Annotated in this window: 24 protein-coding genes; 12 read left to right on the forward strand and 12 right to left on the reverse strand. The window is 73.5% G+C overall.

Annotated elements, in window-relative coordinates; genetic code table 11:
• Positions 1-135: 135 nt before the first annotated feature.
• Genes FVA95_RS04390 through FVA95_RS04400 form a run of 3 tightly spaced genes read left to right on the forward strand, consistent with a single transcriptional unit; the run spans position 136 to position 1,498 of the window.
• Positions 136-654 (forward strand): DUF1097 domain-containing protein, encoded by a 519-nt coding sequence (locus FVA95_RS04390; protein ID WP_020627729.1) that lies wholly within the window; start codon positions 136-138, stop codon positions 652-654.
• A gap of 25 nt (positions 655-679) precedes the next feature.
• Entirely contained in the window at positions 680-916 is a 237-nt protein-coding gene (locus tag FVA95_RS04395) for a MerR family DNA-binding transcriptional regulator (protein ID WP_149663044.1), read from the forward strand.
• 48 nt (positions 917-964) lie between these two features.
• Positions 965-1,498 (forward strand): helix-turn-helix transcriptional regulator, encoded by a 534-nt coding sequence (locus FVA95_RS04400; protein ID WP_149663045.1) that lies wholly within the window; start codon positions 965-967, stop codon positions 1,496-1,498.
• A gap of 41 nt (positions 1,499-1,539) precedes the next feature.
• On the opposite strand, the gene FVA95_RS04405 is transcribed toward FVA95_RS04400, so the two are convergent.
• Positions 1,540-2,505, reverse strand: coding sequence for a prenyltransferase/squalene oxidase repeat-containing protein (locus tag FVA95_RS04405; protein ID WP_149663046.1), 966 nt, complete (start codon positions 2,503-2,505; stop codon positions 1,540-1,542).
• A gap of 14 nt (positions 2,506-2,519) precedes the next feature.
• Positions 2,520-3,674, reverse strand: a complete 1,155-nt coding sequence (locus FVA95_RS04410) for an acyl-CoA dehydrogenase (RefSeq protein WP_149663047.1) — start codon at positions 3,672-3,674, stop codon at positions 2,520-2,522.
• Positions 3,675-3,734: 60 nt separating this feature from the next.
• On the opposite strand from FVA95_RS04410, the gene FVA95_RS04415 reads away from it, so the two are divergent.
• Positions 3,735-4,442, forward strand: a complete 708-nt coding sequence (locus FVA95_RS04415; protein ID WP_149663048.1) for a TetR family transcriptional regulator — start codon at positions 3,735-3,737, stop codon at positions 4,440-4,442.
• Positions 4,443-4,881: 439 nt separating this feature from the next.
• Here the strand turns inward: FVA95_RS04415 and purE are convergent, their stop codons facing one another.
• Together purE and FVA95_RS04425 are read right to left on the reverse strand one after the other, a co-directional pair.
• The gene (gene purE, locus FVA95_RS04420) at positions 4,882-5,397 is read right to left on the reverse strand and encodes a 5-(carboxyamino)imidazole ribonucleotide mutase (protein ID WP_020625222.1); all 516 of its coding nucleotides are present in this window, start codon (positions 5,395-5,397) and stop codon (positions 4,882-4,884) included.
• Positions 5,394-6,638 (reverse strand): 5-(carboxyamino)imidazole ribonucleotide synthase, encoded by a 1,245-nt coding sequence (locus FVA95_RS04425; protein ID WP_255474609.1) that lies wholly within the window; start codon positions 6,636-6,638, stop codon positions 5,394-5,396. Before FVA95_RS04425 ends, purE begins: the two co-directional genes overlap by 4 nt.
• Positions 6,639-6,672: 34 nt before the next feature.
• Here FVA95_RS04425 and FVA95_RS04430 point away from each other — a divergent pair, with 34 nt between their 5' ends.
• Positions 6,673-7,206: a GtrA family protein gene (locus FVA95_RS04430; protein ID WP_149663049.1), complete on the forward strand. Its 534-nt coding sequence runs from the start codon at positions 6,673-6,675 to the stop codon at positions 7,204-7,206.
• On the opposite strand, the gene FVA95_RS04435 is transcribed toward FVA95_RS04430, so the two are convergent.
• Positions 7,203-8,477: a HAMP domain-containing sensor histidine kinase gene (locus FVA95_RS04435; RefSeq protein ID WP_149663050.1), complete on the reverse strand. Its 1,275-nt coding sequence runs from the start codon at positions 8,475-8,477 to the stop codon at positions 7,203-7,205. The two genes, FVA95_RS04430 and FVA95_RS04435, sit on opposite strands and share 4 nt — an antisense overlap.
• Before the next feature lie 7 nt (positions 8,478-8,484).
• Positions 8,485-9,141, reverse strand: coding sequence for a response regulator transcription factor (locus tag FVA95_RS04440; protein WP_043279754.1), 657 nt, complete (start codon positions 9,139-9,141; stop codon positions 8,485-8,487).
• Positions 9,142-9,206: 65 nt separating this feature from the next.
• Here FVA95_RS04440 and FVA95_RS04445 point away from each other — a divergent pair, with 65 nt between their 5' ends.
• Positions 9,207-10,025 (forward strand): inositol monophosphatase family protein, encoded by an 819-nt coding sequence (locus FVA95_RS04445; RefSeq protein WP_149663051.1) that lies wholly within the window; start codon positions 9,207-9,209, stop codon positions 10,023-10,025.
• Positions 10,026-10,045: 20 nt separating this feature from the next.
• On the opposite strand, the gene FVA95_RS04450 is transcribed toward FVA95_RS04445, so the two are convergent.
• The 3 genes from FVA95_RS04450 to FVA95_RS04460 form a co-directional block, all read right to left on the reverse strand.
• The gene (locus tag FVA95_RS04450; protein ID WP_149663052.1) at positions 10,046-10,978 is read right to left on the reverse strand and encodes a hydroxymethylglutaryl-CoA lyase; all 933 of its coding nucleotides are present in this window, start codon (positions 10,976-10,978) and stop codon (positions 10,046-10,048) included.
• Entirely contained in the window at positions 10,975-11,598 is a 624-nt protein-coding gene (locus FVA95_RS04455; RefSeq protein WP_149663053.1) for a PH domain-containing protein, read from the reverse strand. Before FVA95_RS04455 ends, FVA95_RS04450 begins: the two co-directional genes overlap by 4 nt.
• Before the next feature lie 79 nt (positions 11,599-11,677).
• A complete protein-coding gene (locus tag FVA95_RS04460; RefSeq protein WP_149663054.1) occupies positions 11,678-12,526 on the reverse strand; it encodes a biotin--[acetyl-CoA-carboxylase] ligase in 849 nt (282 codons plus the stop codon).
• 145 nt (positions 12,527-12,671) lie between these two features.
• Here FVA95_RS04460 and FVA95_RS04465 point away from each other — a divergent pair, with 145 nt between their 5' ends.
• The 5 genes from FVA95_RS04465 (at position 12,672) to FVA95_RS04485 (ending at position 17,079) form a co-directional block, all read left to right on the forward strand.
• The gene (locus FVA95_RS04465) at positions 12,672-14,312 is read left to right on the forward strand and encodes an acyl-CoA carboxylase subunit beta (protein WP_043280731.1); all 1,641 of its coding nucleotides are present in this window, start codon (positions 12,672-12,674) and stop codon (positions 14,310-14,312) included.
• Positions 14,312-14,560 carry an acyl-CoA carboxylase epsilon subunit gene (locus FVA95_RS04470; RefSeq protein WP_149663055.1) on the forward strand — a complete coding sequence of 83 codons (249 nt, stop codon included), beginning with the start codon at positions 14,312-14,314 and terminating at the stop codon, positions 14,558-14,560. Before FVA95_RS04465 ends, FVA95_RS04470 begins: the two co-directional genes overlap by 1 nt.
• A gap of 153 nt (positions 14,561-14,713) precedes the next feature.
• Positions 14,714-15,211: a hypothetical protein gene (locus FVA95_RS04475; RefSeq protein WP_149663056.1), complete on the forward strand. Its 498-nt coding sequence runs from the start codon at positions 14,714-14,716 to the stop codon at positions 15,209-15,211.
• 39 nt (positions 15,212-15,250) lie between these two features.
• Complete coding sequence (locus FVA95_RS04480) at positions 15,251-16,432, forward strand: sensor histidine kinase (protein ID WP_149663057.1); 1,182 nt, start codon at positions 15,251-15,253, stop codon at positions 16,430-16,432.
• Complete coding sequence (locus FVA95_RS04485; protein ID WP_020622457.1) at positions 16,429-17,079, forward strand: response regulator transcription factor; 651 nt, start codon at positions 16,429-16,431, stop codon at positions 17,077-17,079. Before FVA95_RS04480 ends, FVA95_RS04485 begins: the two co-directional genes overlap by 4 nt.
• Before the next feature lie 100 nt (positions 17,080-17,179).
• Here the strand turns inward: FVA95_RS04485 and FVA95_RS04490 are convergent, their stop codons facing one another.
• The 3 genes from FVA95_RS04490 to FVA95_RS04500 all read right to left on the reverse strand — a co-directional run bounded on the left by FVA95_RS04490 (position 17,180) and on the right by FVA95_RS04500 (position 19,774).
• Positions 17,180-17,647, reverse strand: a complete 468-nt coding sequence (locus FVA95_RS04490) for a zinc ribbon domain-containing protein (RefSeq protein ID WP_149663059.1) — start codon at positions 17,645-17,647, stop codon at positions 17,180-17,182.
• Between the two features lie 61 nt (positions 17,648-17,708).
• Entirely contained in the window at positions 17,709-19,004 is a 1,296-nt protein-coding gene (locus tag FVA95_RS04495; protein ID WP_149663060.1) for a hydroxyacid-oxoacid transhydrogenase, read from the reverse strand.
• Positions 19,004-19,774 carry an N-acyl homoserine lactonase family protein gene (locus FVA95_RS04500; protein WP_240051265.1) on the reverse strand — a complete coding sequence of 257 codons (771 nt, stop codon included), beginning with the start codon at positions 19,772-19,774 and terminating at the stop codon, positions 19,004-19,006. Before FVA95_RS04500 ends, FVA95_RS04495 begins: the two co-directional genes overlap by 1 nt.
• 267 nt (positions 19,775-20,041) lie before the next feature.
• Here FVA95_RS04500 and FVA95_RS04505 point away from each other — a divergent pair.
• Positions 20,042-20,782, forward strand: a 741-nt coding sequence (locus FVA95_RS04505; RefSeq protein ID WP_149663062.1) for a transposase, incomplete at its 3' end; no start/stop codon positions are given.

Genomic DNA, 20,782 nt, shown 5'->3' on the forward strand with positions numbered 1-20,782 from the left:
AGATGACCGAACCGTGTCGTCCGGAAAACAGGCGGTGACGTCCGGCCCGGCGATCTTGGAACGGGCACCGACGGCGGCTCATCCTGCGTGGGTCGCCGCGCCTGCCGGGTGCGGCCCTACCGGGAGGTCCGTCCCATGAAGCTGCCCGTCGCTCTGGCCCTGGTGATCGGCGTCGCCGGGGCGGTGATCGCGTACCTCTACCTCGGCCCGCTCTCCGGTCTCGGCCTGTTCGTGCCGGCCACGTTCCTGGGTGCCGCGACCTTCTTCGCGGCCGGTGGTGACCGGCCCGCGCTGGTCACCGCCCTCGCCACGAACATCTGGGGCATCGTCACCGGCACCGTCATGCTGATCCTGGCGGGACTCACCACGAACCCCGCCCTGCTGGGCCTGATCATCGGTGGGATGACCGCGGTGTTCATCCTCGGTGCGCTCGTGCCGGCGCTGGGGTTCGTGCCCGGCTCGGTCGTCGGGTTCGCCACCACGGCGGCGTTCGGCCTGCTCAGCGGCGCCTCCGGCACCGACTTCTCGCTGCCCACCGGCCCGTTCACGGTGATGCTGCTGTCGTTCGTGGTCGGCTCGGTCGCGCTCGGCTACGGCTGCAGCCTGATCGTCGGCCGCCTGACCGCCCGCGCCACGGCACCCGCCGCGGCCTGACCGGCGGCGGCACCCGGTGCGACTGGTGACCACCGGCGAGGCCGCGACCAGGCTGGCCCTGAGCCCGCGGGCACTGCACCGCTGGGCCAGGGCCGGTCTGGTGACGCCGGCCTTCCGCGAACCGGACGGCCGAGACCTCTGGGACGTGGAGGATCTGCGGGACCAGGTCACGGCGCTCCCGGCACGCTTCTCCGCGGCCACCGCGGTGCGCGACCCCGGAACACCCGGTCCCCCGCGTGGTCGCGGCACCCCGGCCGGATAGCCCGGGCACAGGGGCCTCGTGCCGACCGGCCCCGGCTACAGTCGCCCGGTGGACGACGGGGCGCTGCGCACGGCCCTCGGCGCACGGGTGCGGGCGGCCCGGAGCGCACGCGGTCTCTCCCTCGGGGTCCTCGCGGAGCGGGCCGGGATCGGCAAGGGGTCGCTGTCCGAGATCGAGAACGGCAGCCGCAACCCGACCCTGTCCACGCTGTACGCGCTCGCGGACACCCTCGCCGTGCCGCTGTCCCGGCTGCTCGCCGAGCACCCCGGGGCCGAGCTCGCCGGCCCCGGCATCACCGTGCGCCTGCTGGAGACCACCACCGACGACCACGGCACCGTCGAGGTGTACGCGCTGGCACTCGTCCCGGGGGCGGTGCACGTGTCCCCCGGGCACGGTCCCGGGGTGGTGGAGCACCTGCTCGTCACCCGCGGGACCGTCCGGGCCGGACGCAGCGGGCACGAGGCCGACCTCGGCACCGGCGAGGCCACCCAGTGGCCCGCGGACGGCGAGCACACCTACGCCGCCGTCGCCGGGGAGCCGGCCGCTGCCGTGCTCGTCATCCGCACCCCACCGACCCCGTGATCACCTGATCGTCAGTACCCACCGCACTGCGGCACCGATCGTCAGATTGCCGCGTCCCACCAGGCGAGGACCCGGGTGCCGTACAGGGTCAGCCACGGTGACGGCTCCCCCGGCGGCACGTCGACCTCGAACCACATCTCGCCGGGATCGCGACGGCCCTGCACCCACCACCCGTCCGGACGCCGCGCCGCGCGCAGCACCGCGACGGCCTCAGCCAGGCGCGGGTCGGGCGCCGCGCCGTCGAGCTCCGCGGCACGGCGGAAGTACTCGGTGCCACGCAGCACGTCGAGCCGCCAGCGCAGCGGGTACGCGAGCTCGGCGGGGTCCCGTTCGAGTGACAGGCGGTCCCCGGTGGACAGCCGGTACAGCAGGCGTCGGGACAGCAGGTACTCCTCACCGGAGCGGCGGGCGGCCCGGGTCGCCGACGTCCCTCCGGTCGCCCGCTCGTGGGCCAGCAGCCCGTGCAGGGAGTTGAGCGTCGAGTGGACCGACGACCGGGTGGCACCGTCCACCCAGTCGCAGTTCCAGCCGCCGTCGGGGAGCTGGTGCTCGGCGAACCAGGCGGCGAGCGCATCCATGTCACGGCCGAGCCAGAGCCCGTTGGCGACGGTCCAGGCGTTGATGCAGGCGTCGACCTCGCCGTCCCAGTAGGGCAGGTCGTCGTACTCCCAGCGACACGACCCGAGCTTCTCCGCGGTGCCCGCGAGCGCCGCCGGATCCAGACCCCATTCCCGCAGGGCGTTCAGCGACCAGGTCGTCGCCGTCCACGGCTGGCCCTCCACCGTGGACGGCTCGACCGGGAAGTACGCGCCGCCCGCCCAGGTGCCGTCGGGGTCCTGGCAGGAGAGCAGCCGTGCGCCCATCCCCTCGGTCGCGACCCGCGCACGGGTGGCCTCCCAGACCTCGGGAGGCGCACCCGCCAGGTCGCGCTCGGCCTGCCAGCGCAGCGCCGGATCGGTGTCGAGCAGCCGGTCGAGCAGCGCTCGGTCCACGACAGCCCCGTCCATGGGCGGTCAGGGTGTCACTTCAGGAGGTTGCGCGCCATCACCATGCGCTGGATCTGGTTGGTGCCCTCGTAGATCTGGGTGATCTTCGCGTCGCGCATCATGCGCTCGGCCGGGAAGTCACGGGTGTAGCCCGCTCCGCCGAGCAGCTGGACGGCATCGGTGGTCACCTGCATCGCGGTGTCGGAGGCGAAGCACTTGGCGGCCGAGGAGATGAAGCCGAGTCCGGGCTCGTCGCGCTCGGCGCGCGAGGCGGCGACGTAGCAGAGCTGGCGGGCGGCCTCGACCTTCATCGCCATGTCGGCGAGCATGAACTGCAGGCCCTGGAACTCGGCCAGGTGCTTGCCGAACTGCTTGCGCTCCTTCATGTACTGCGTCGCGACGTCGAGCGCGCCCTGGGCGATGCCGACGGCCTGCGAGCCGATGGTCGGACGCGTGTGGTCCAGGGTGCGCAGCGCGGTCTTGAAGCCGGTGCCCTCGGCGCCGATGATCCGGTCCGCCGGGATGCGGGCGTCCTCGAAGTGGATCTCACGGGTGGGCGAGCCGTGGATGCCGAGCTTGCGCTCCTTGGTCCCGACGACGAAGCCCGGGTCGTCCTTGTGCACCACGAACGCCGAGATGCCGTTGGCCTTCTTCTCCGGGTCGGTCACCGCCATGACCGTGTACCAGGTCGACTCGCCGGCGTTGGAGATCCAGCACTTGGTGCCGTTGAGCACCCACTCGTCGCCGTCTCGGCGGGCGCGGGTCTTCATCGACGCGGCGTCGGAGCCGGCCTCGCGCTCGGACAGCGCGTAGCTCACCATGGCCTCGCCGGAGGCCACCGACGGGAGAACCTGCTTCTTCAGCTCGTCCGAGGCCGACAGCAGGATCGGGGTCAGCCCGAGCCCGTTGACCCCGGGGATCAGCGACGACGACGCGCAGACCCGCGCGACCTCCTCGATCACGATGCAGCCGGCGAGCTCGTCGGCCCCCTGGCCGCCGTACTCCTCGGGGATGATCACGGCCTGGAAACCGGCCTTGACCAGCGCGTCGCGCGCCTCGACGGGGTACCGGCCCTGCTCGTCGACCTCGGCGGCGTGCGGGGCGATCTCCTTCTCCGCCAGGTCCCGGACCGCCTCGCGGAGGGCCATGTGCTCGTCGCTGAGCCGGTAGCTGTCGAACTCGCTGTTCATGCCGCCCATGCTAACGGCACTCCGTGCCACAGGCCAGGGGACCTTGCTACCCTCCGTGCCATGGCGACCAGCACGCGGCGCGGGCGTTCCCCCGAGGGGCGCGCCGAGGTGCGGAGGAACCTGGTCGCGGCGGCCGCGCGGCTGTTCACCGAACGCGGCTACGACGACACCACGGTGGACGACATCGCCGCCGCGGCGGGCGTCGGCCGCCGGACCTTCTTCCGCTACTTCCGCGGCAAGGAGGACGCGCTGTCCCCCGACCACGAGCGCGGGCTGGCCCGGATCAGCGAGGTGTTCGACGGCGCGCACCCCGACGAGCCGCTGCCGTCACTGGCACTGCGTGCCGCGGAGACGGTGTTCGAGCTCTACACCGAGGACCCCGAGGTCGCCCGGCTGCGGTTCGCGCTGGTCGGCTCGGTGCCGGCGCTGCGCGACCGCGAGGCAGCGTCGGTGCACCACTACCGGCGGCTGTTCACCCGCGAGCTCACCGCGCGCCTCGGCGACCGCCCCGACGGCGAGCTGCGCGCCGCGGTGACGGCCGCGGCACTGGTCGCGGCGCACAACCAGGCGTTGCGCCGCTGGCTGGTCGACGGCGCGCGCGACGCCGACCTGCCCGGCGCCGTCGACCACTTCCGACGGGTCGCGCCGATGCTGCCCCTGGAGGACGCGGACGAGCCGGCCGCGGCGTCCGACCTGGAGGACGTGACCCGGCGCCTGGAGCGGGCGGCACGGACCCTGGAGCGGGAGTCGACGCGCCGCACGGGCTGAACCGGACACCGGTGGCGCGCCCCGGGAGCCGGTCACGCGAAGGTCGTCCGGCGCCAGGGCCACTGCCGGGGTGCCGCGACCACGGCCGGCCGATGCGGAGAGTGCCTGTGCGGAGTTCGCTCACCCGGTAAGCGAACTCACGGGGACCCCGGTCCCGATCCCGACCCCCCGGACATGCGTGATCCCCGGGCCGCACCGGGGGTGCGTCGACCGAACCGGACAGCGTTCGGACCCGGGGATCACGGGTGACCGTCGGGAACTCGCCGGCACCACACCGGCTTCCACGACCGCCTCTCCGACGGGTTCTCCCCGCCGGAGCAGAACGTGGTGCTAGCTGACGGCCACCTCACGTGTCCTGCTGTAGCTCATCTGCTGGACCACCTCCTCTCCCGTGTGCCCACACCGTACGCACGGGGTCCGGCGGCCCGCCACCGGAATTTCAGCGGCTCTCGCGGGCGGTCACGCGCAGCGCAGCGTCCTTGTCCAGGACGCTGCGTTCGAGGTCGGCCTGGAACTCCACCATCGCCTGCCGGAGCCGCTCGTCGCCGGCGCCGAGGATGCGCACCGCGAGCAGCCCGGCGTTGCGCGCGTTGCCGACGGCGACGGTCGCCACCGGCACACCGGCGGGCATCTGCACGATCGACAGCAGCGAGTCCAGACCGTCGAGGTACTTCAGCGGCACGGGCACGCCGATGACCGGCAGCGGCGTCGCGGCGGCGACCATGCCGGGCAGGTGCGCGGCGCCGCCCGCCCCGGCGACGATCGCCTGCAGGCCGCGGTCGGCGGCCGAGGCGGCGTAGTCGAGCATCCGCTGCGGGGTGCGGTGCGCGGAGTAGACGCCCACCTCCCACGGCACGCCGAACTCGTCGAGCGCGGCGCCCGCGGCGCCCATCACCGGCCAGTCGGAGTCGCTGCCCATGATCACGCCCACGCGCGGGGAGCCGGTCTGCGTCATCGAGGTCCTTCCGGGGAGTGCGGGGAGCGGGGATCACCGGTGTGGGCGGACCAGCCGTCCGCCCACCTCGCGGTGGCCAGCCACCCCGCGGCGAGCTCCGCGCGGGTGCGCACGTCGCTCTCGTCGCGACCGAGGATCGTCACGTGGCCGATCTTGCGCGCCGGGCGGCCGTCCTTCGCGTAGAGGTGCACCTTCGCCTCGGGGAAGCGCGCGAAGCAGTGGTGCAGCCGCTCGTCCATGCCCATCGCGGGCTCCTGCGCCGCGCCGAGCACGTTGGCCATCACCGCGACCGGGGCGACCGGGGCGGTCGAGCCGAGCGGGTAGTCCAGCACCGCGCGCAGGTGCTGCTCGAACTGCGAGGTGACCGAGCCCTCGATCGTCCAGTGACCCGAGTTGTGCGGGCGCATCGCCAGCTCGTTCACGACGACCTCGCCGGGCGCGGTCTCGAACAGCTCGACCGTCATCAGCCCGACGACGCCGAGCTCCGCCGCGATCCGCAGTGCCAGCTCCTGGATCCGCGCGGCGTGGTCCGGGTCGAGCCCGGGGGCGGGCGAGGTGACCCGGGCGCACTGGCCGTCGACCTGCAGGGTCTCGACGACCGGCCACGCCGCGGCCTGGCCGAAGGGCGAGCGGGCGACGCTCGCGGCCAGCTCCCGGGTCATCGGGACCGCCGACTCGACGAGCAGCGGGGTGCCGGCGTCGAGCAGGTCGGCGACCAGCCGGTCGGTGTCGTCACCGCCGGCGCGCAGGAACCAGACCCCGCGGCCGTCGTAGCCGCCGCGGGTGGCCTTGAGCACGACCGGCCAGCCGTGCTCGGCGCCGAAGGCGGCAACGTCGCCGGGCGCGGCCACCTCGGCGAACGCCGGCACCGGCAGGCCCATCTCCGACAGCCGCCGGCGCATCACCAGCTTGTCCTGCGCGTGCACCAGCGCCGAGGGCGGCGGCCGCAGCGGCACCCCGGCCTCGGCGAGCGGGACCAGCACCTCCTGCGGGACGCCCTCGTGGTCGAACGTGACGGCCGAACAGCCCGTCGCGAGCTCCCGCAGCGCGGCGGCGTCGTCGGGGTCGCCGAGGACCACGTCCGGCGTCACCCGGGCCGCCGGGTCGGCCGGCGACGCGGCCAGCACCCGCAGCGTCTGCCCCAGCGCGACGGCGGCCTGGGCGGTCATCCGGGCCAGCTGGCCACCGCCGACCATGCCGACGACGGGCAGGGCGGTCTTCTGCGCGTCAACCCTCTCCACGAGACCGGGAGCCTAATCTGGCACGATCGATCCCGTGACGGTGGTGGAGGCGACGCTCGCCAGGATCCCCCAGCCGTACCGCGACAAGGCGATCAAACACCGTGAACTGATCAAGTTCCTGATGGTCGGCGGCAGCACCTGGGTCATCGACACGGTGGTGTTCCTGGTGCTGAAGGCCACGGTGCTGGCCGACAAGCCGGTGACCGCCAAGGTGATCGCGGTGCTGGTGGCGACGATGGTGTCCTACGTGCTGAACCGCGAGTGGTCCTTCCGGACCCGCGGCGGGCGGGAGCGGCACCACGAGGCCCTCCTGTTCTTCGTGATCAGCGGGATCGGGGTCGCGGTGTACGCGGCACCGCTGTGGGTCTCGCGCTACGTCTTCGAGCTGCAGGTGCCGTTCGTCTCGCTGGTCGCCCAGGAGTCCGCGGACTTCGTGGCCGGGCAGATCGTCGGCACCCTGGTCGGGATGGCCTTCCGCTGGTGGGCCTTCCGCCGGTTCGTGTGGCCGGACCAGTTCGTGCGGCGTCAGCCCCCGCCCGCCCCGGTGGAGCAGGAGCCGCGCCCCTAACGGGGTCCGGTCCGGTCGGGGACCGGCGCGGCGGCGGCGACGTCGTCGGTGCGCGCCGCGGGAAGGTAGAGCCGGAACACCGGCGGCCGGGCCCGCGACAGCTCCAGCCGCCCGCCGTCGGCCTCGACCAGCGTCCGGGCCAGCGCAAGCCCCAGGCCGGTCGAGGACTGCGCGGAGATGCCGCGGTCGAACACGTGCGGGACCAGGTCCTCCGGGACCCCGGGGCCGGTGTCGGACACCTCGACCAGCAGCGCGTTCTCGCCCTCCCGGGCCGCGATCGTGACGGTGCCCTCGCCGTGCTGCAGGGCGTTGTCGACCAGCACCCCGATCGCCTCGCGCAGCCGGGCCGCGGTGACCCGCGCGAGCAGCCCCTCGGGCACCCGCACCCTGAGCGACCGGCCGGCCGCGGTGAGCGGACCGCGCCACTCCCGCTCGGCGTCGGCGACGGCCTCGGCCAGGTCGACCGGCTCGGCCCCGACCGCCCGTGCGGCGCGGGCGGACTCCAGCAGGTCGTCGAGGACGGCGGTGAGCCGCTCGGTCTGCTCCAGGGCCGCGTTGGCCTCGCGGCGGGCGTCCGGGTCGGGGTGGCAGGCCAGCTCGTCGAGGCGCAGCTGCAGCGCGGTGATCCGGCTGCGCAGCTGGTGGGACACGTCCCCGACCAGCGACCGTTCGCGGTGCAGCAGCTGGGACAGCGCGGTCGCCGAGGAGTCCAGCACCTCCGAGACCCGGTCGAGCTCGGCGATGTCGTAGCGGGCCGGAGATCGGCGGAAGTCGCCCGCCCCGAGGCGGGCGGCACGGGCCGCGAGGTCACGCAGCGGGTCGGACAGCCGGCGGGCGGTGTACACCGCGACCCCGGTGCCGACGGTGACGGAGAACCCGACCAGCAGCACGACGACCGCCACCACCTGGGTCTGCTGGGAGCGCATCACCGAGGTCGGCTGGGACAGCTCCATGATCCCGCCGGGCCCGAACGGCAGCGACTCGGTCACCGGGTCGTCGACCCGGTCCACGCCGTAGACGATCGGGGCGGAGTCCGGCGGCACGACGACCAGCCGCGAGTTCGGCGGAATCGCCGCCTCCACCAGCTCTTGCGACTGCGGCCCGGTGCCGTACTCCTCGACGGTCTCGGTGACCTGCTCCAGGCGTTGGGTCAGCTCGGCGCGGGTGAAGTCCTCGACGAGCTGCCAGGTCGCGAGCGCGAGCGGGCCGCCCAGGAACAGCGCGGTCAGCGCCACCGTCAGCAGGGTGGAGATCAGGATCCGGCGGCGCACGACGACCTCAGTCCGAGTTGTACCGGAAGCCGACGCCCCGGACGGTGGCGATCCGCTTCTCGCCGCCGATCTTGCGGCGCAGCCACGACATGTGCATGTCCAGCGTCTTCGACGACTTCATGTCCGCGTCGCCCCAGACCGCGTGCAGGATCTCCTCACGCGTCACGACCTGACCGGCGTGGATCATCAGCACCCGCAGCAGCTCGAACTCCTTGTTCGCCAGCGAGACCTCCTCGCCGTCGAGCAGGACGCGGCGGCCGGACAGCTCCATCCGCAGCCCGTCCACCTCGACGACGTCCTGGGTGCGGCGGCGCAGCAACGCCCGCACCCGGGCCAGCAGCTCGGCCAGCCGGAACGGCTTGGACACGTAGTCGTCGGCGCCGGCGTCGAGCCCCACGACGAAGTCGACCTCGTCGGTGCGGGCGGTGAGCATGAGGACCGGCAGGTCCGGCAGGGTCGCGCGGACCCGCCGGCAGACCTCCAGGCCGTCCATCCCGGGCAGCCCGAGGTCGAGCACGAGGAGGTCGACCTGGGCACGCGTGACGCGGTCGACGGCGCCCACGCCGTCGGCGACGACGTCGACGTCGTACCCCTCGCGCTGCAGGGCCCGCGACAGCGGCTCGGCGATCGCCGCGTCGTCCTCGGCCAGAACCACTGTGGTCATTTCACCGAGCATAGGGCTCCGGGCCCCGGGCACGGTGGCGGTGCGAGCTGGCATGCTCGCCCAACGTGAACCCCGAGCGATGCGTGCCCGCCGAACCCGGTGACCTGGATCTCGCCCTGCGCCTGGCGGACCTCGCCGACGCGATCACGCTGCCCCGGTTCCGGGCCGCCGACCTGCGGGTGGAGCGCAAGCCGGACCGCACCCCGGTGACCGACGCCGACACCGCCGCCGAGGACGCGATCCGGGCCGCGCTGGGTCACGAGCGCCCGGGCGACGCGATCCTCGGCGAGGAGCGCGGCGGGTCCACCGACACCGCGCACGGCCGCGGCTGGGTGATCGACCCGATCGACGGGACGAAGAACTTCTCCCGCGGGGTGCCCGCGTGGGCGACCCTGATCGCGCTCGTCGTCGACGGCGTGCCGACGGTGGGTGTGGTGAGCGCGCCGGCGCTGCACCGCCGCTGGTGGGGTTCGGCGGGGGCCGGGGCCTGGGCGCGCGACCTGCCGTCGGGGACGCCGAAGCGGATCGCGGTGTCGGGGGTGGCCGACGTCGCCGACGCCTACGTCTCGACCACCAACACCGAGACCTTCCGCACCGACCCGTCCCCGGCGTCGCGGGAGGGCTGGATCGCGCTGACCGAGACCTGCTGGGAGTCCCGCGCGTTCGGGGACTTCTGGCAGCACGTGCTCGTCGCCGAGGGGGTCGTCGACGTCGCGGTGGAGCCCGCGGCGAACCCGTGGGACCTGGCCGCGCCGGCAGCCGTCGTCGCCGAGGCTGGCGGGCGGCTGACCGACCTGGCCGGGAACCCGACCTGGTCCGGCGGGCACGGCCTGACCAGCAACGGGCTGCTGCACGACGCGGTGCTGGGGGTGCTGCGCGGCTGAGCCCGAGCGGGTGCCCGCGGTCAGGCCGACAGCGCCGTGACCACCCGCGACGGCGACGGCCGGCCCAGGTGCCCCGCCATCCACACGCTGGTGTCGACCAGCTTCGCCAGGTCGGCACCGTGGTCGATGCCGAGCCCGTCGAGCATCCACACCAGGTCCTCGGTGGCGAGGTTGCCGGTCGCGGACCCGGCGTAGGGACAGCCGCCCAGGCCGCCCGCGCTGGCGTCGACGGTGGTCACGCCGTGCCGCAGCGCGGCGAGGGTGTTGGCCAGCGCCTGGCCGTAGGTGTCGTGGAAGTGCACCGCGAGCCGTTCGACACCGACCCCGCGGGCGATGCAGGCGTCGAGCACCGCGCCGACGTGCGCCGGGGTGGCGACGCCGATCGTGTCGCCGAGGGAGAGCTGGTCGCAGCCCATCTCCATCAGCCGGGCCCCGACGGCGGCGGCCTGGTCCGGGTCGACGCCGCCCTCCCACGGGTCGCCGAACACCATCGACACGTAGGCCCGCACCCGCAGGCCCTCGCGCACCGCGCGGGTGACGGTGGGCTCGAAGATCGCGAACTGCTCGTCGAGCGTGCGGTTGAGGTTGCGCTTCGCGAACGTCTCGGTGGCCGAGGCGAACACCGCGACGTGGTCGCAGCCCGCCTCGATCGCGCGGTCCAGGCCGCGCTCGTTCGGGGTGAGCACCGGGTAGTCGAGGCCGGCGCGGCGGTCGAGCACGGCCAGCAGGTCGGCGGCGTCGGCGAGCTGGGGCACCCACCTCGGGTGCACGAAGCTGGTCGCCTCCAGCGTCCGCAGGCCCGCGTCGGCGAGCCGGTCGAGGAACTCGGCCTTCACCGCGACCGGGAGGACGGTCTTCTCGTTCTGCAGCCCGTCGCGGGGGCCGACCTCGTAGATCTCGACGCGTTCCGGGAGCGCGGGGTCGCGCACCGTCGTGGGTAGACCGTTGCTCACAGGGACGCCCTCTCTCGCTGCGGTGCGGGAGCCTCCATCCTGCCCCGCACGGCCGCGTCCGCGCGAGCTCGGCGGGCCGTGTGCTCGCTCGCCTTCTCGTGGCTGCGGCGCCGCTCGGCGAGCAGGCCGATCTCGCGGTGCAGCCGGGCCTGGACCCGTTCCACGCCCGCGACGTCGGTGAACCGCAGCCGCTCCCCGGCGACGTCGAGCAACAGGGTGCCGTGGCCGAACAGCCGCCCCGCGGCGCCGGTCCGGACGCGGACCGAGTCGATGCGGTCGATGGGCACGTCGAGACCGTCACGGACGAGCAGGCCCTCCCGGACGAGGAACCGCCGATCGGTGACGACCAGCAGGGTGGCGCGCCAGCGCGCGATCGGCAGCAGCGTCCAGCGCACCGCGACGAGCGCGGCGAGCACCCCGAGCACGAGCCAGGCCCACGGCGCCCACGGCTGCAGCCGGACGACGGCGGCGCCGAACCCGGCGGCGGCGCTGACCCCGACCAGCACCGCGGCCGGGCGCAGAGCCAGCCGCCAGTGCGGGTGCCCGAGCAGCACGACACGCTCGCCCTCGTCGAGAACCCGGTCCAGAGCCCGGTCCAGAGCGCTGTCGGGGGACGCCATGTCCCCACGGTAGGGCGCCGGGCGCCCGCCGCCACCGCGACGCGCGGGGGCTGCGTCGCAGGTCAGCGCAGTGGGTGACTCAGGGCTGGTCGGCCGCGCGCAGATGGACGATGTCCCCGGCCGCCACTGCGACGCGGGCTCCGCCGTCCGGGTGGACCAGCAGCCGGCCCTGCGGGTCGACGTCCTCGGCCGTCCCGATGAGGTGGTCCCCGGCCGGGCGCTCCACCCGGACCCGCGAGCCGAGGCTGGCGCAGGCCGACCGGTAGTCGCGGCGCAGGCCGCAGGCGTCGGCGTCGCCGTGGGCGTCCCGCCACTGCGCCTCGCGCCGGTACAGGTGCCCCAGCAACACGGTCGCGGTCTCGGCGCGGGACGCGGTGAACCCGTGCGCGGCCAGCGAGGTCGCTCCCCACGGCAGGTCGGTGGCCGGGGTGGAGACGTTGAGCCCGATGCCCAGCACGATCCCCGGGCCGCCGCCGGAGACCGCGGTCATCTCGGCGAGGATCCCCGCGGCCTTGCCCCGCGTCGTCCCGACGAGCAGGTCGTTCGGCCACTTCAGGGCCACCGGCACGTCCGGGGCGAGCTCGGTGATCGCGTCGGCGAGCGCGACGCCCGCGAGCATCGGCAGCCAGCCCAGCCGGTCGGCGGGCACGCCCTCCGGGCGCCACAGCACCGACAGCGTCAGCGCCGCCCCGGGCCGCGAGAGCCAGGTACGGTCGAGGCGGCCGCGGCCGCGCACCTGGTCCTCGGCGATCAGCACCGAGCGGTCCGGGGCACCGCGCACGGCCTCGGCCAGCAGGTCGGCGTTGGTGGATCCGGTGGAGGCGACGACGTCGAGCGCCGTCCAGCCCCCGGCGGGACGGAGCACGGCAGTCCGCAGGGCGTACGGGTCCAGCGGATCCCCGTCACCGCGATTCGTCCCGGTCGTCATCACCGCGCACCGTAACGGCACCGCGACCCGCCGGGGACCGCGGAGGGTGCACGGATCGGTAACGGTGTCCGGGGACGGCCACCCGGTCGGCTGCGGCGGACGTCACGCCCGGACCGACGCTACTCGCGGGTTAGGCTCCGATCTCATGAGCGCCGCAACGGAGCCGATGGCGACCCCGGAAGACGGAAGCGCCGAGCCGGACGTCCACACCACGGCCGGCAAACTCGCCGACCTCTACCAGCGTTTCGAGGACGCGGTCCACGCCGGTTCGGCGTCCGCGGTCGAGAAGCAGCACGCGAAGGGGCGCCAGACCGCCCGTGAGCGGATCGACCAGCTGCTCGACCCCGGCTCCTTCGTCGAGCTGGACGCCCTGACCCGGCACCGGTCCACGAACTTCGGGATGGAGGCCAAGCGCCCGTTCGGCGACGGCGTCGTGACCGGCACCGGCACCATCGACGGCCGCCCGGTCGCGGTGTTCTCCCAGGACGCCACCGTCTTCGGCGGAGCGCTGGGCGAGGTCTACGGCGAGAAGATCGTCAAGGTCATGGACGTGGCCGCGAAGATCGGCTGCCCGGTCGTCGGCATCAACGACGGCGGCGGCGCCCGCATCCAGGAGGGCGTGGTCGCCCTCGGCCTCTACGGCGAGATCTTCACCCGCAACGTGTCGAGCTCCGGCGTGATCCCGCAGATCTCGCTGATCATGGGCCCGTGCGCGGGCGGCGCGGTCTACTCCCCCGCGATCACCGACTTCACGGTCATGGTCGACGAGACCAGCCACATGTTCATCACCGGACCGGACGTCATCAAGACCGTCACCGGCGAGGACGTCGACATGGAGGAGCTCGGCGGCGGCCGGGCCCACAACACCAAGTCCGGGGTGGCCCACTACCTGGCCGGCGACGAGGCCGACGCGCTCGACTACGTCAAGCAGCTGCTGAGCTTCCTGCCGTCGAACAACCTGTCCGAGCCGCCGTCGTTCCCGGCGAGCGAGCCCGTCGAGGGGTCCATCGAGGACGGGATCATCGACTCCGACCGCGAGCTCGACACCCTCATCCCGGACTCGGCGAACACCCCGTACGACATCCGCGAGGTCATCAACCGGGTCGTCGACGACGAGGACTTCCTCGAGGTCCAGGAGCTCTGGGCACCGAACATCGTGATCGGGTACGCCCGCGTCGAGGGCCGCAGCGTCGGCATCGTCGCGAACCAGCCGACCCAGTTCGCCGGCTGTCTCGACATCGACGCCTCGGAGAAGGCCGCGCGGTTCGTGCGGACCTGCGACGCGTTCAACATCCCGGTCCTGACCTTCGTCGACGTGCCGGGCTTCCTGCCGGGCACCGAGCAGGAGTGGAACGGCATCATCCGCCGCGGCGCGAAGCTGATCTACGCCTACGCCGAGGCGACCGTCCCCAAGGTCACCGTGATCACCCGCAAGGCCTACGGCGGCGCCTACGACGTCATGGGCTCCAAGCACCTCGGCGCCGACGTCAACATCGCCTGGCCGACCGCGCAGATCGCGGTCACCGGCGCGCAGGGCGCGGTGTCGATCCTCTACCGCAAGGAGCTCAAGGGCCTGGAGGGCGACGAGCTCGCCGCCAAGCGTGCGGAGCTGCAGCAGGACTACGAGGACACCCTCTGCAACCCCTACATCGCCGCCGACCGGGGCTACATCGACGCGGTCGTGCCGCCGTCGCACACCCGCGGCTACGTCGGCCGGGCGCTGCGGATGCTGTCCACCAAGCGGGAGCAGGGCCCGACCCGCAAGCACGGGAACATCCCGCTCTGATGGGCGAGCCGCAGGAATCGGCCGAGGCCACCCCGGAGGAGCGCCGCGCGCTGTTCCGGGTCGTACGGGGCGCCCCGGACGCCCGCGAGCTCGCCGCGCTGACCGCGGTGGTCGCCGCGGCGGCGAGCGCCGGTGGGCCGCCCGCCCCGCCGCGGACGCCGGACCTGTGGTCGCACCCCGCGGCCCAGCTCCGCGCCCCGCTGCACGCGGGCCCCGGCGCGTGGCGCGCCTCCGGCCTCCCCCGCTGACCCGCGTACGCACCACCGGCCGACGCCCGGTCCCCGGCACACCACGTGCCCGGGGCCGGGCGCGGTCCACCCGGGGGTGGAGGGCGCGGGTCCACCCGGGATCGACCCCGGCGCCGACGCGACGACCGGCCCCGTGGGGAGATCGTTCTCCCCATGGACGCCACCTCCCTCGTCATCACGGTCGCGATCGTCGGCCTGGTCCTCTACAAGCAGTTCCGCGGGCAGTTCGTCGGCGGATCACGGGACGTGAAGCTCCCGCTCATCCTGGTCGGCATCGGGGTGCTCACCCTCGCCCAGGCCCGCCCCGAGGTCACCGCGGCCGGGGTGGGGCTGCTCGCCGCCGAGCTGGTGCTGTCGGCCGGGCTCGGGGTGCTGCGCGGGTACGCCTTCCGCCTCGGCACCCGCGACGGCTGGGCGTACCGCAGCGGCTCGGCCGCGCTGCTGGTCGCCTGGGTACTGACCATCGGGGTGCGGGTCGGCGCCGGGGTGCTCGGCGGGGCCGTCGGCGCCGGGCTGTTGCTGTCGACGTCGTCGGCGCTGGTCTTCGGCGGGAGCCTGCTGGTCCAGAGCCTGGTCCTGCGCCACCGGGTGGACGCGGCCGGGCTGCCGGTCCGGCCGGCCGAGGCGCACCGTGCCCGTACGGTGGCCTGACCGTCCCGCCCGCCCCGGCTGCTGTGTCAGAGTGAAACGGTGAGCACGCCCACCGCCCACGCGGCCCGTCGCGTCGAGGCCGACCGGTCGCCGCTGCTCGGGGTCCCCCGACGGCTGGTGTCGCTGGTGTGGCTGCCGATCGTGCTGTTCCTGCTGTTCTGGTCGCCGGGCCAGCAGGTCTCGCCGCCCTGGCTCTACGCCGGGCTCGTCCCGGCCGTCGCCGGGTGGGTGGTCTTCGCCCTCTACCGGAACATGCCGCCGGTCGCGACGGTGCTGACCAGCGTCGCGCTCGGCGGAGGCGGGATCGCCCTGCTGGCCGGGTCCGACAACTGGACCACCTCGGCGGCCTTCCCGATGATGGCGGTGTTCGTGGCCGCGCTGCGGCTGCCGTACCGGACCGCGCTGTTCGTCGACGTGCCGATCATCGGAGCCACCACGATCGTCGTCGGTCCCTACGACTCCCTCTGGGACGCGCTGCTGGTGGTCGCCGCGCTGACCGCGATGGTGCTGTTCGGGATCGGCCGCCGCGACTCGGCCCGGCGCGTCGAGGAGCACGAGCAGGCGCTCGTCGCCGACGCCAGGGCCCGCGAGGAGCACGCCCGCGCCGAGGCCATCGCCGACCGCGCCCGGGTCGCCCGCGACGTCCACGACGTGCTGGCGCACTCGCTGTCCGCGCTGGCCGTCCAGCTCCAGGGTGCCCGGCTGATGGCGCTGCGCGACGGCGCGGCGCCGGACACGATCGCCCAGATCGAACGGGCCCAGCGGCTCGCCTCCGACGGGATCACCGAGGCCCGCCGCGCCGTGCGGGCCCTGCGCGAGGGACCGACGCCGGTCGACGTCGCCGAGGAGCTGCGCGAGCTCGGCCGGGCGCACCCGGACGCGAGCGTCGAGGTCGCCGAGGGGCTGCGGCTCGGCGCGCGGGAGGGCGAGACCGTGCTGCGCACCGCGCAGGAGGCGCTGTCCAATGCCCGCAAGCACGCCCCCGGCGCCCCCGTGACGGTGCACCTGCGCCGCGACGGCGACGGCGCCGAGCTGGAGGTCGTCGACGTCGCCGGGGCGCCGCCGTCGCCCGGTGACGGCGAGGGCTCCGGGCTGACCGGGATGGCCGAGCGGGCGGCGCTCGTCGGCGCCGAGCTGCAGACCGGCCCCACCCCCGACGGCTGGCGGGTCCGGCTCCGGCTGCCCACCCGTTCCCCGGACCGCGAGAGGATCACGACGTGAGCGACCTGCGGGTGGTACTGGCCGACGACCAGCGGATCGTGCGCGACGGCCTCGCGACCGTCCTGGGCCTGCTCGACGGCATCGAGGTCGTCGGCACCGCCTCGGGCGGCGACGAGGCCCTCGCCCGGGTCGCCGAGCTGGCCCCGGACGTGCTGCTCACCGACCTGCGGATGCCCGCGGGCGACGGCGTCTCCGCGACCCGCCGGGTCCGCGACGAGCACCCGGGCACCGCCGTCGTCGTGCTCACCACCTACGTCGACGACGACGCCGTGGTCGACGCGATCGCCGCGGGCGCCTCGGGCTGGCTGTCCAAGGACGCCGACGCCGAGGCCATCGGTCGGGCCCTGCGCTCGGCCGCCGACGGCGTGTCCACCGTCGACGCCGGCGTGCTGTCCCGGCTGGTCGCCGCCCGCGCGACGACCGCCCCGCCGGCGCCGGTCGACCCGCCCGACGGGCTCACCCCGCGCGAGGTCGAGGTGCTCGGGCTGATCGCCGACGGGCTGTCCAACACCGAGATCGCGAGGCGGCTCGTGGTCGGCGAGGCGACGGTGAAGACCCACGTCAACCACCTGTTCGCCAAGACCGGGCTGCGCGACCGCGCCCAGGCCGTCGGCTACGCCTACCGCCACGGCCTGACCGGCCGCTGACCCGGACACCCCCGTGTCCACACCCCCTGGCCGGTAGCCACACCCGTTGCAAGGGGTGTGGCTACCGGCCAGGGGGTGTGGATGCCGACGGGGGTCGGGGTCAGTCGGAGGTGCCCGTGGTGGGGGGTGCGGGGGTGTGGCCGTGGCCGTGGCCGTGGCCGTGGCCCTGTTTGGCGGCCACGCCGGCGCCGGGCATCGGGGCGGTACCACCCAGCTGGATGTCGCCGGCCCGCAGCGGGACGTCGTGGTACTTGCCCTCGTGCGCCAGGATCGGCCGCTGGTCCCCGGCGATCTCCGGGTACTTCTCCTCCAGCCGTCGACGCTGGTCCCAGGTCCGGCGCATCGAGTCGATGTACTCGGAGTTGCCGTTGTAGACCCCGCGCCAGGTCTGGGGCATCTCGTCCTTGGACAGGCCGGGGCTGGCCTCGCCGCCGAGCGCGAACCCGGCCGGGGCCTTGCTCGTCGCGCCGTCGCCGCAGACCGGGCACGGCGGGGTGTGGGAGTCCGTCATGGACGCGAGGTGCTCGAAGCGGGCTCCGCACCCGCACCGGAAGACGTAGATCGGCATCGTGCCGCCTTCGGATCGGCGTCCGCCGGCGGTCCCGCACGGGACCGCCGGCGGACGGGGGTCACCAGTTCTGGACGGACTTCGTGAGGATGTCGGCGATGTCGTCCTCGGTCGGGGTCCGCGGGCAGGTCGCGAGCAGCCGCTGCTGCTTCATCGTGCCGGGGACCAGGTCCGGGACGTCGGCCTCGGTGTACCCGACGCCGCCGATGCCGTTGGGGATGCCGATGTCGCGCATCAGCCGGGTCAGGACCCCGGGCAGCTGCTCCCGCGGATCGTTCGCCTTGTCCGCCCGCGGGTCCATCAGCTCCGCGGCCCGCAGGTGCCGCTGCGGCGCGGAGTCGAAGGAGAACCGGAACGCCTCCGGCGCCGTCAGCGACACCGACTCCCCGTGCGGCACCATCGCCTCGTCCTGCGGGTAGCCCTGCGGCCGGTAGTCCTTGACCATGCCCGCGATCGGGTAGGCGTTGGCGTGCGGGATGTGCACCCCGGAGTTGCCGAAGCCCATGCCCGCGAACGTCGCGGCCATCATCATGTCCGAGCGGGCCTCGACGTCCTCGGCGCCGCGCTGCACGGCCGCCCGGAACGACTTCGCCAGCAGCGACATCGCCTTCTCGCACCACAGGTCCGAGACCGGGTTGGAGCCGCAGTAGGTGACCCGCTCCTCGGGCTTCTTCCGGTCGAAGGTCGTGTAGTACCGCGCCGTGTAGCTCTCCAGCGCGTGGCAGGTGATGTCCATCCCGGCCGCCGCGGTGACCTGCGGCGGCAGCGTCATCGTCAGCAGCGGGTCGATGACGGCGAGGGTCGGCCGCAGCCGCCAGTGGCTGATCCCGGTCTTGACCTTCATCGACAGGATGTCCAGCACGCACATCGCGGTGGACTCCGAGCCGGTGCCCGCCGTCGTCGGGACGGCGATCAGCGGCTTGAGCTGCCCCGGCGGGACCTTGGCGTTGCCGATCGGCTTGTTGATGTAGTCCATCAGCTCGCCGGGGTGGCTGGTCAGCAGGTTGATGGCCTTGGCGGTGTCGATCGCCGACCCGCCCCCGACCGCGACGAAGCCGTCCCACGGGCCCTGCGCACGGGCGTACTCGGTCGCCTTGTTCATCGAGTCGTCGGTCGGCTCGACGTGCACGCCGTCGAAGATCTCGGACTCGATGCCGTAGCGGGCCAGGTTGTCGGCCAGCCGCTGCGGGGCGCCGAGCGCGTTCACGCCCGGGTCGGTCACGATCAGGACCCGCGACACGTCGTAGGCCGACAGCTCGAAGCCGACCTCGTCGATCGCGCCCGCGCCGAACTTCAGCGGCGGCGCGCCCCAGGTGAAGATCGTCTCCTCGGTGAACTCCGGAACCTCGAACGTCATCAGGTGTACGACCCCTCGGGCGCCTTGCGCAGCTGGTGGATCTGCTCGGCGTCGTGGCCGAACACCATCTGCGCGTTCGTCCGTTCCTGGATGCCGCGCAGCTTCTCCACCGAGGAGAACCAGTCCTCCAGGTTGTTCACGATCGCCGCGGGGGCGGCGGGCGGGCCGTAGCTCTCGCCCATGTAGACCGCGTCCGAGGTGAAGATCATCGTGCCGGTGTCGGGGAGGTCGACGCGCATCGACATGCACCCCGGGGTGTGCCCGGGGGTCTGGATCATGCTGACGCCGGGGAGCAGCTCGACGTCGCCGGAGACGATCTCCCAGTCGATGCCCTCGTAGTCGGCCTTGAGGTGGGCGCCGTTGAACGGGCCCTCGAAGCCGAGCGCGAACTCCTTCTCCTTGTCCGAGCAGATCATCTTCGCGTTCGTGTTCGCGAACATCTGGGCGTTGCCCGCGTGGTCGAAGTGCAGGTGCGAGAGGACGACGTAGTCGATCTCGTCGAGACCGACGCCCATCTTGTGCAGCTGCTTGTCCAGGTACTCGTCGTCGGCGACCTGGTCGTAGGGGAAGAACTCCTGCAGGCCGGTCGGCGCCCAGCGGGTCTCCCAGTCCGACGGACAGCTGGTGTCCCACAGCAGCTTGCCCTCGTCGGTCTCGACGAGGACGCAGTGCGTCGGCACCTCCACCCAGTCGATCGGGGAGTCCTTCTCGGACCGTGGCTTGATGCTGACACCGGGCTTGAGGAGCAGGAACGGGAGATTGGTGTGCATCGCCCCGCAGGGGATGACACTGAGCTTGTTCGCCGTGGCCATGAGGAGTCCCTAAGGTCGTGGGTGTTCGGGGTTGGTGCCCCGGATGCCCGGGACGACGGGGTGTGGCTGATGAGGTGTTGTCGCTTCGGTGGCTCGGAAGGAATGGCCGCCCCGTCGTGCTGGACAGGCCTGGCCACTGATTCGGATCTGATGCGAACCGTCGCTGATTAGGGACCTGATGGCGGGTTGTCCACGGGCGTGAACTGCAACAACAGGAGTTTGTTCGTGGCGCGACGGCCAGTGGTCTGGATCGGGATCGACGTCGGGAAAAGGACCCACCACGCCTGCGCTGTCGATGCCGAGGGCAAGGTGGTGTTCTCCCGCAAGGTCGGCAACGACCAGGCCGCGATCGAAGCTCTGCTCGATCGGGCGTCCGCCGCGGCCGAGGACGTGCGGTGGGCGATCGACCTGACCAACAGCTATGCCGCGCTGCTGCAGGTCGTCCTCACCGCAGCCGACCAGCAGGTCGTCTACGTTCCCGGGCGGGTCGTCAACCGGATGAGCGGAGTGTTCCGTGGGGAGGCCAAGACCGACGCCCGCGACGCAAAGATCATCGCCGACACCGCCCGCATGCCCGGCGCCGACCTCACAGTGGTCACCGCCACTGACGAGACCGTCGCTGAGCTGCGCCGACTCCTGGCCCACCGCGAGGATCTGATGGCTGACTGGGTACGCGGGGTCAACCGGCTGCGTGACCTGCTCGGGTCGATCTTTCCTGGTCTCGAAGCAGCGTTCGACTACTCCACCCGCAGCGCTCTGGTGCTGGCCACCGGATTCCAGACACCGCAGGCGCTCCGAGACGCCGGCACGACCGGGGTGATCGAGTACCTGCGCGCCCATCGGGCGTGGGCACCGGGCATTCCTGCGATGGCCACTACAGCGGTCGAGGTCGCCCACGCCCAGACCGTGACCCTGCCCAGCGAAGCTCGGACCGCGGTCCTTGTCGCCGGTCTGGCCCGGCGACTG

The sequence above is a fragment of the Pseudonocardia sp. EV170527-09 genome, from assembly GCF_008369905.1.
In the GTDB taxonomy this organism is placed as follows: domain Bacteria; phylum Actinomycetota; class Actinomycetes; order Mycobacteriales; family Pseudonocardiaceae; genus Pseudonocardia.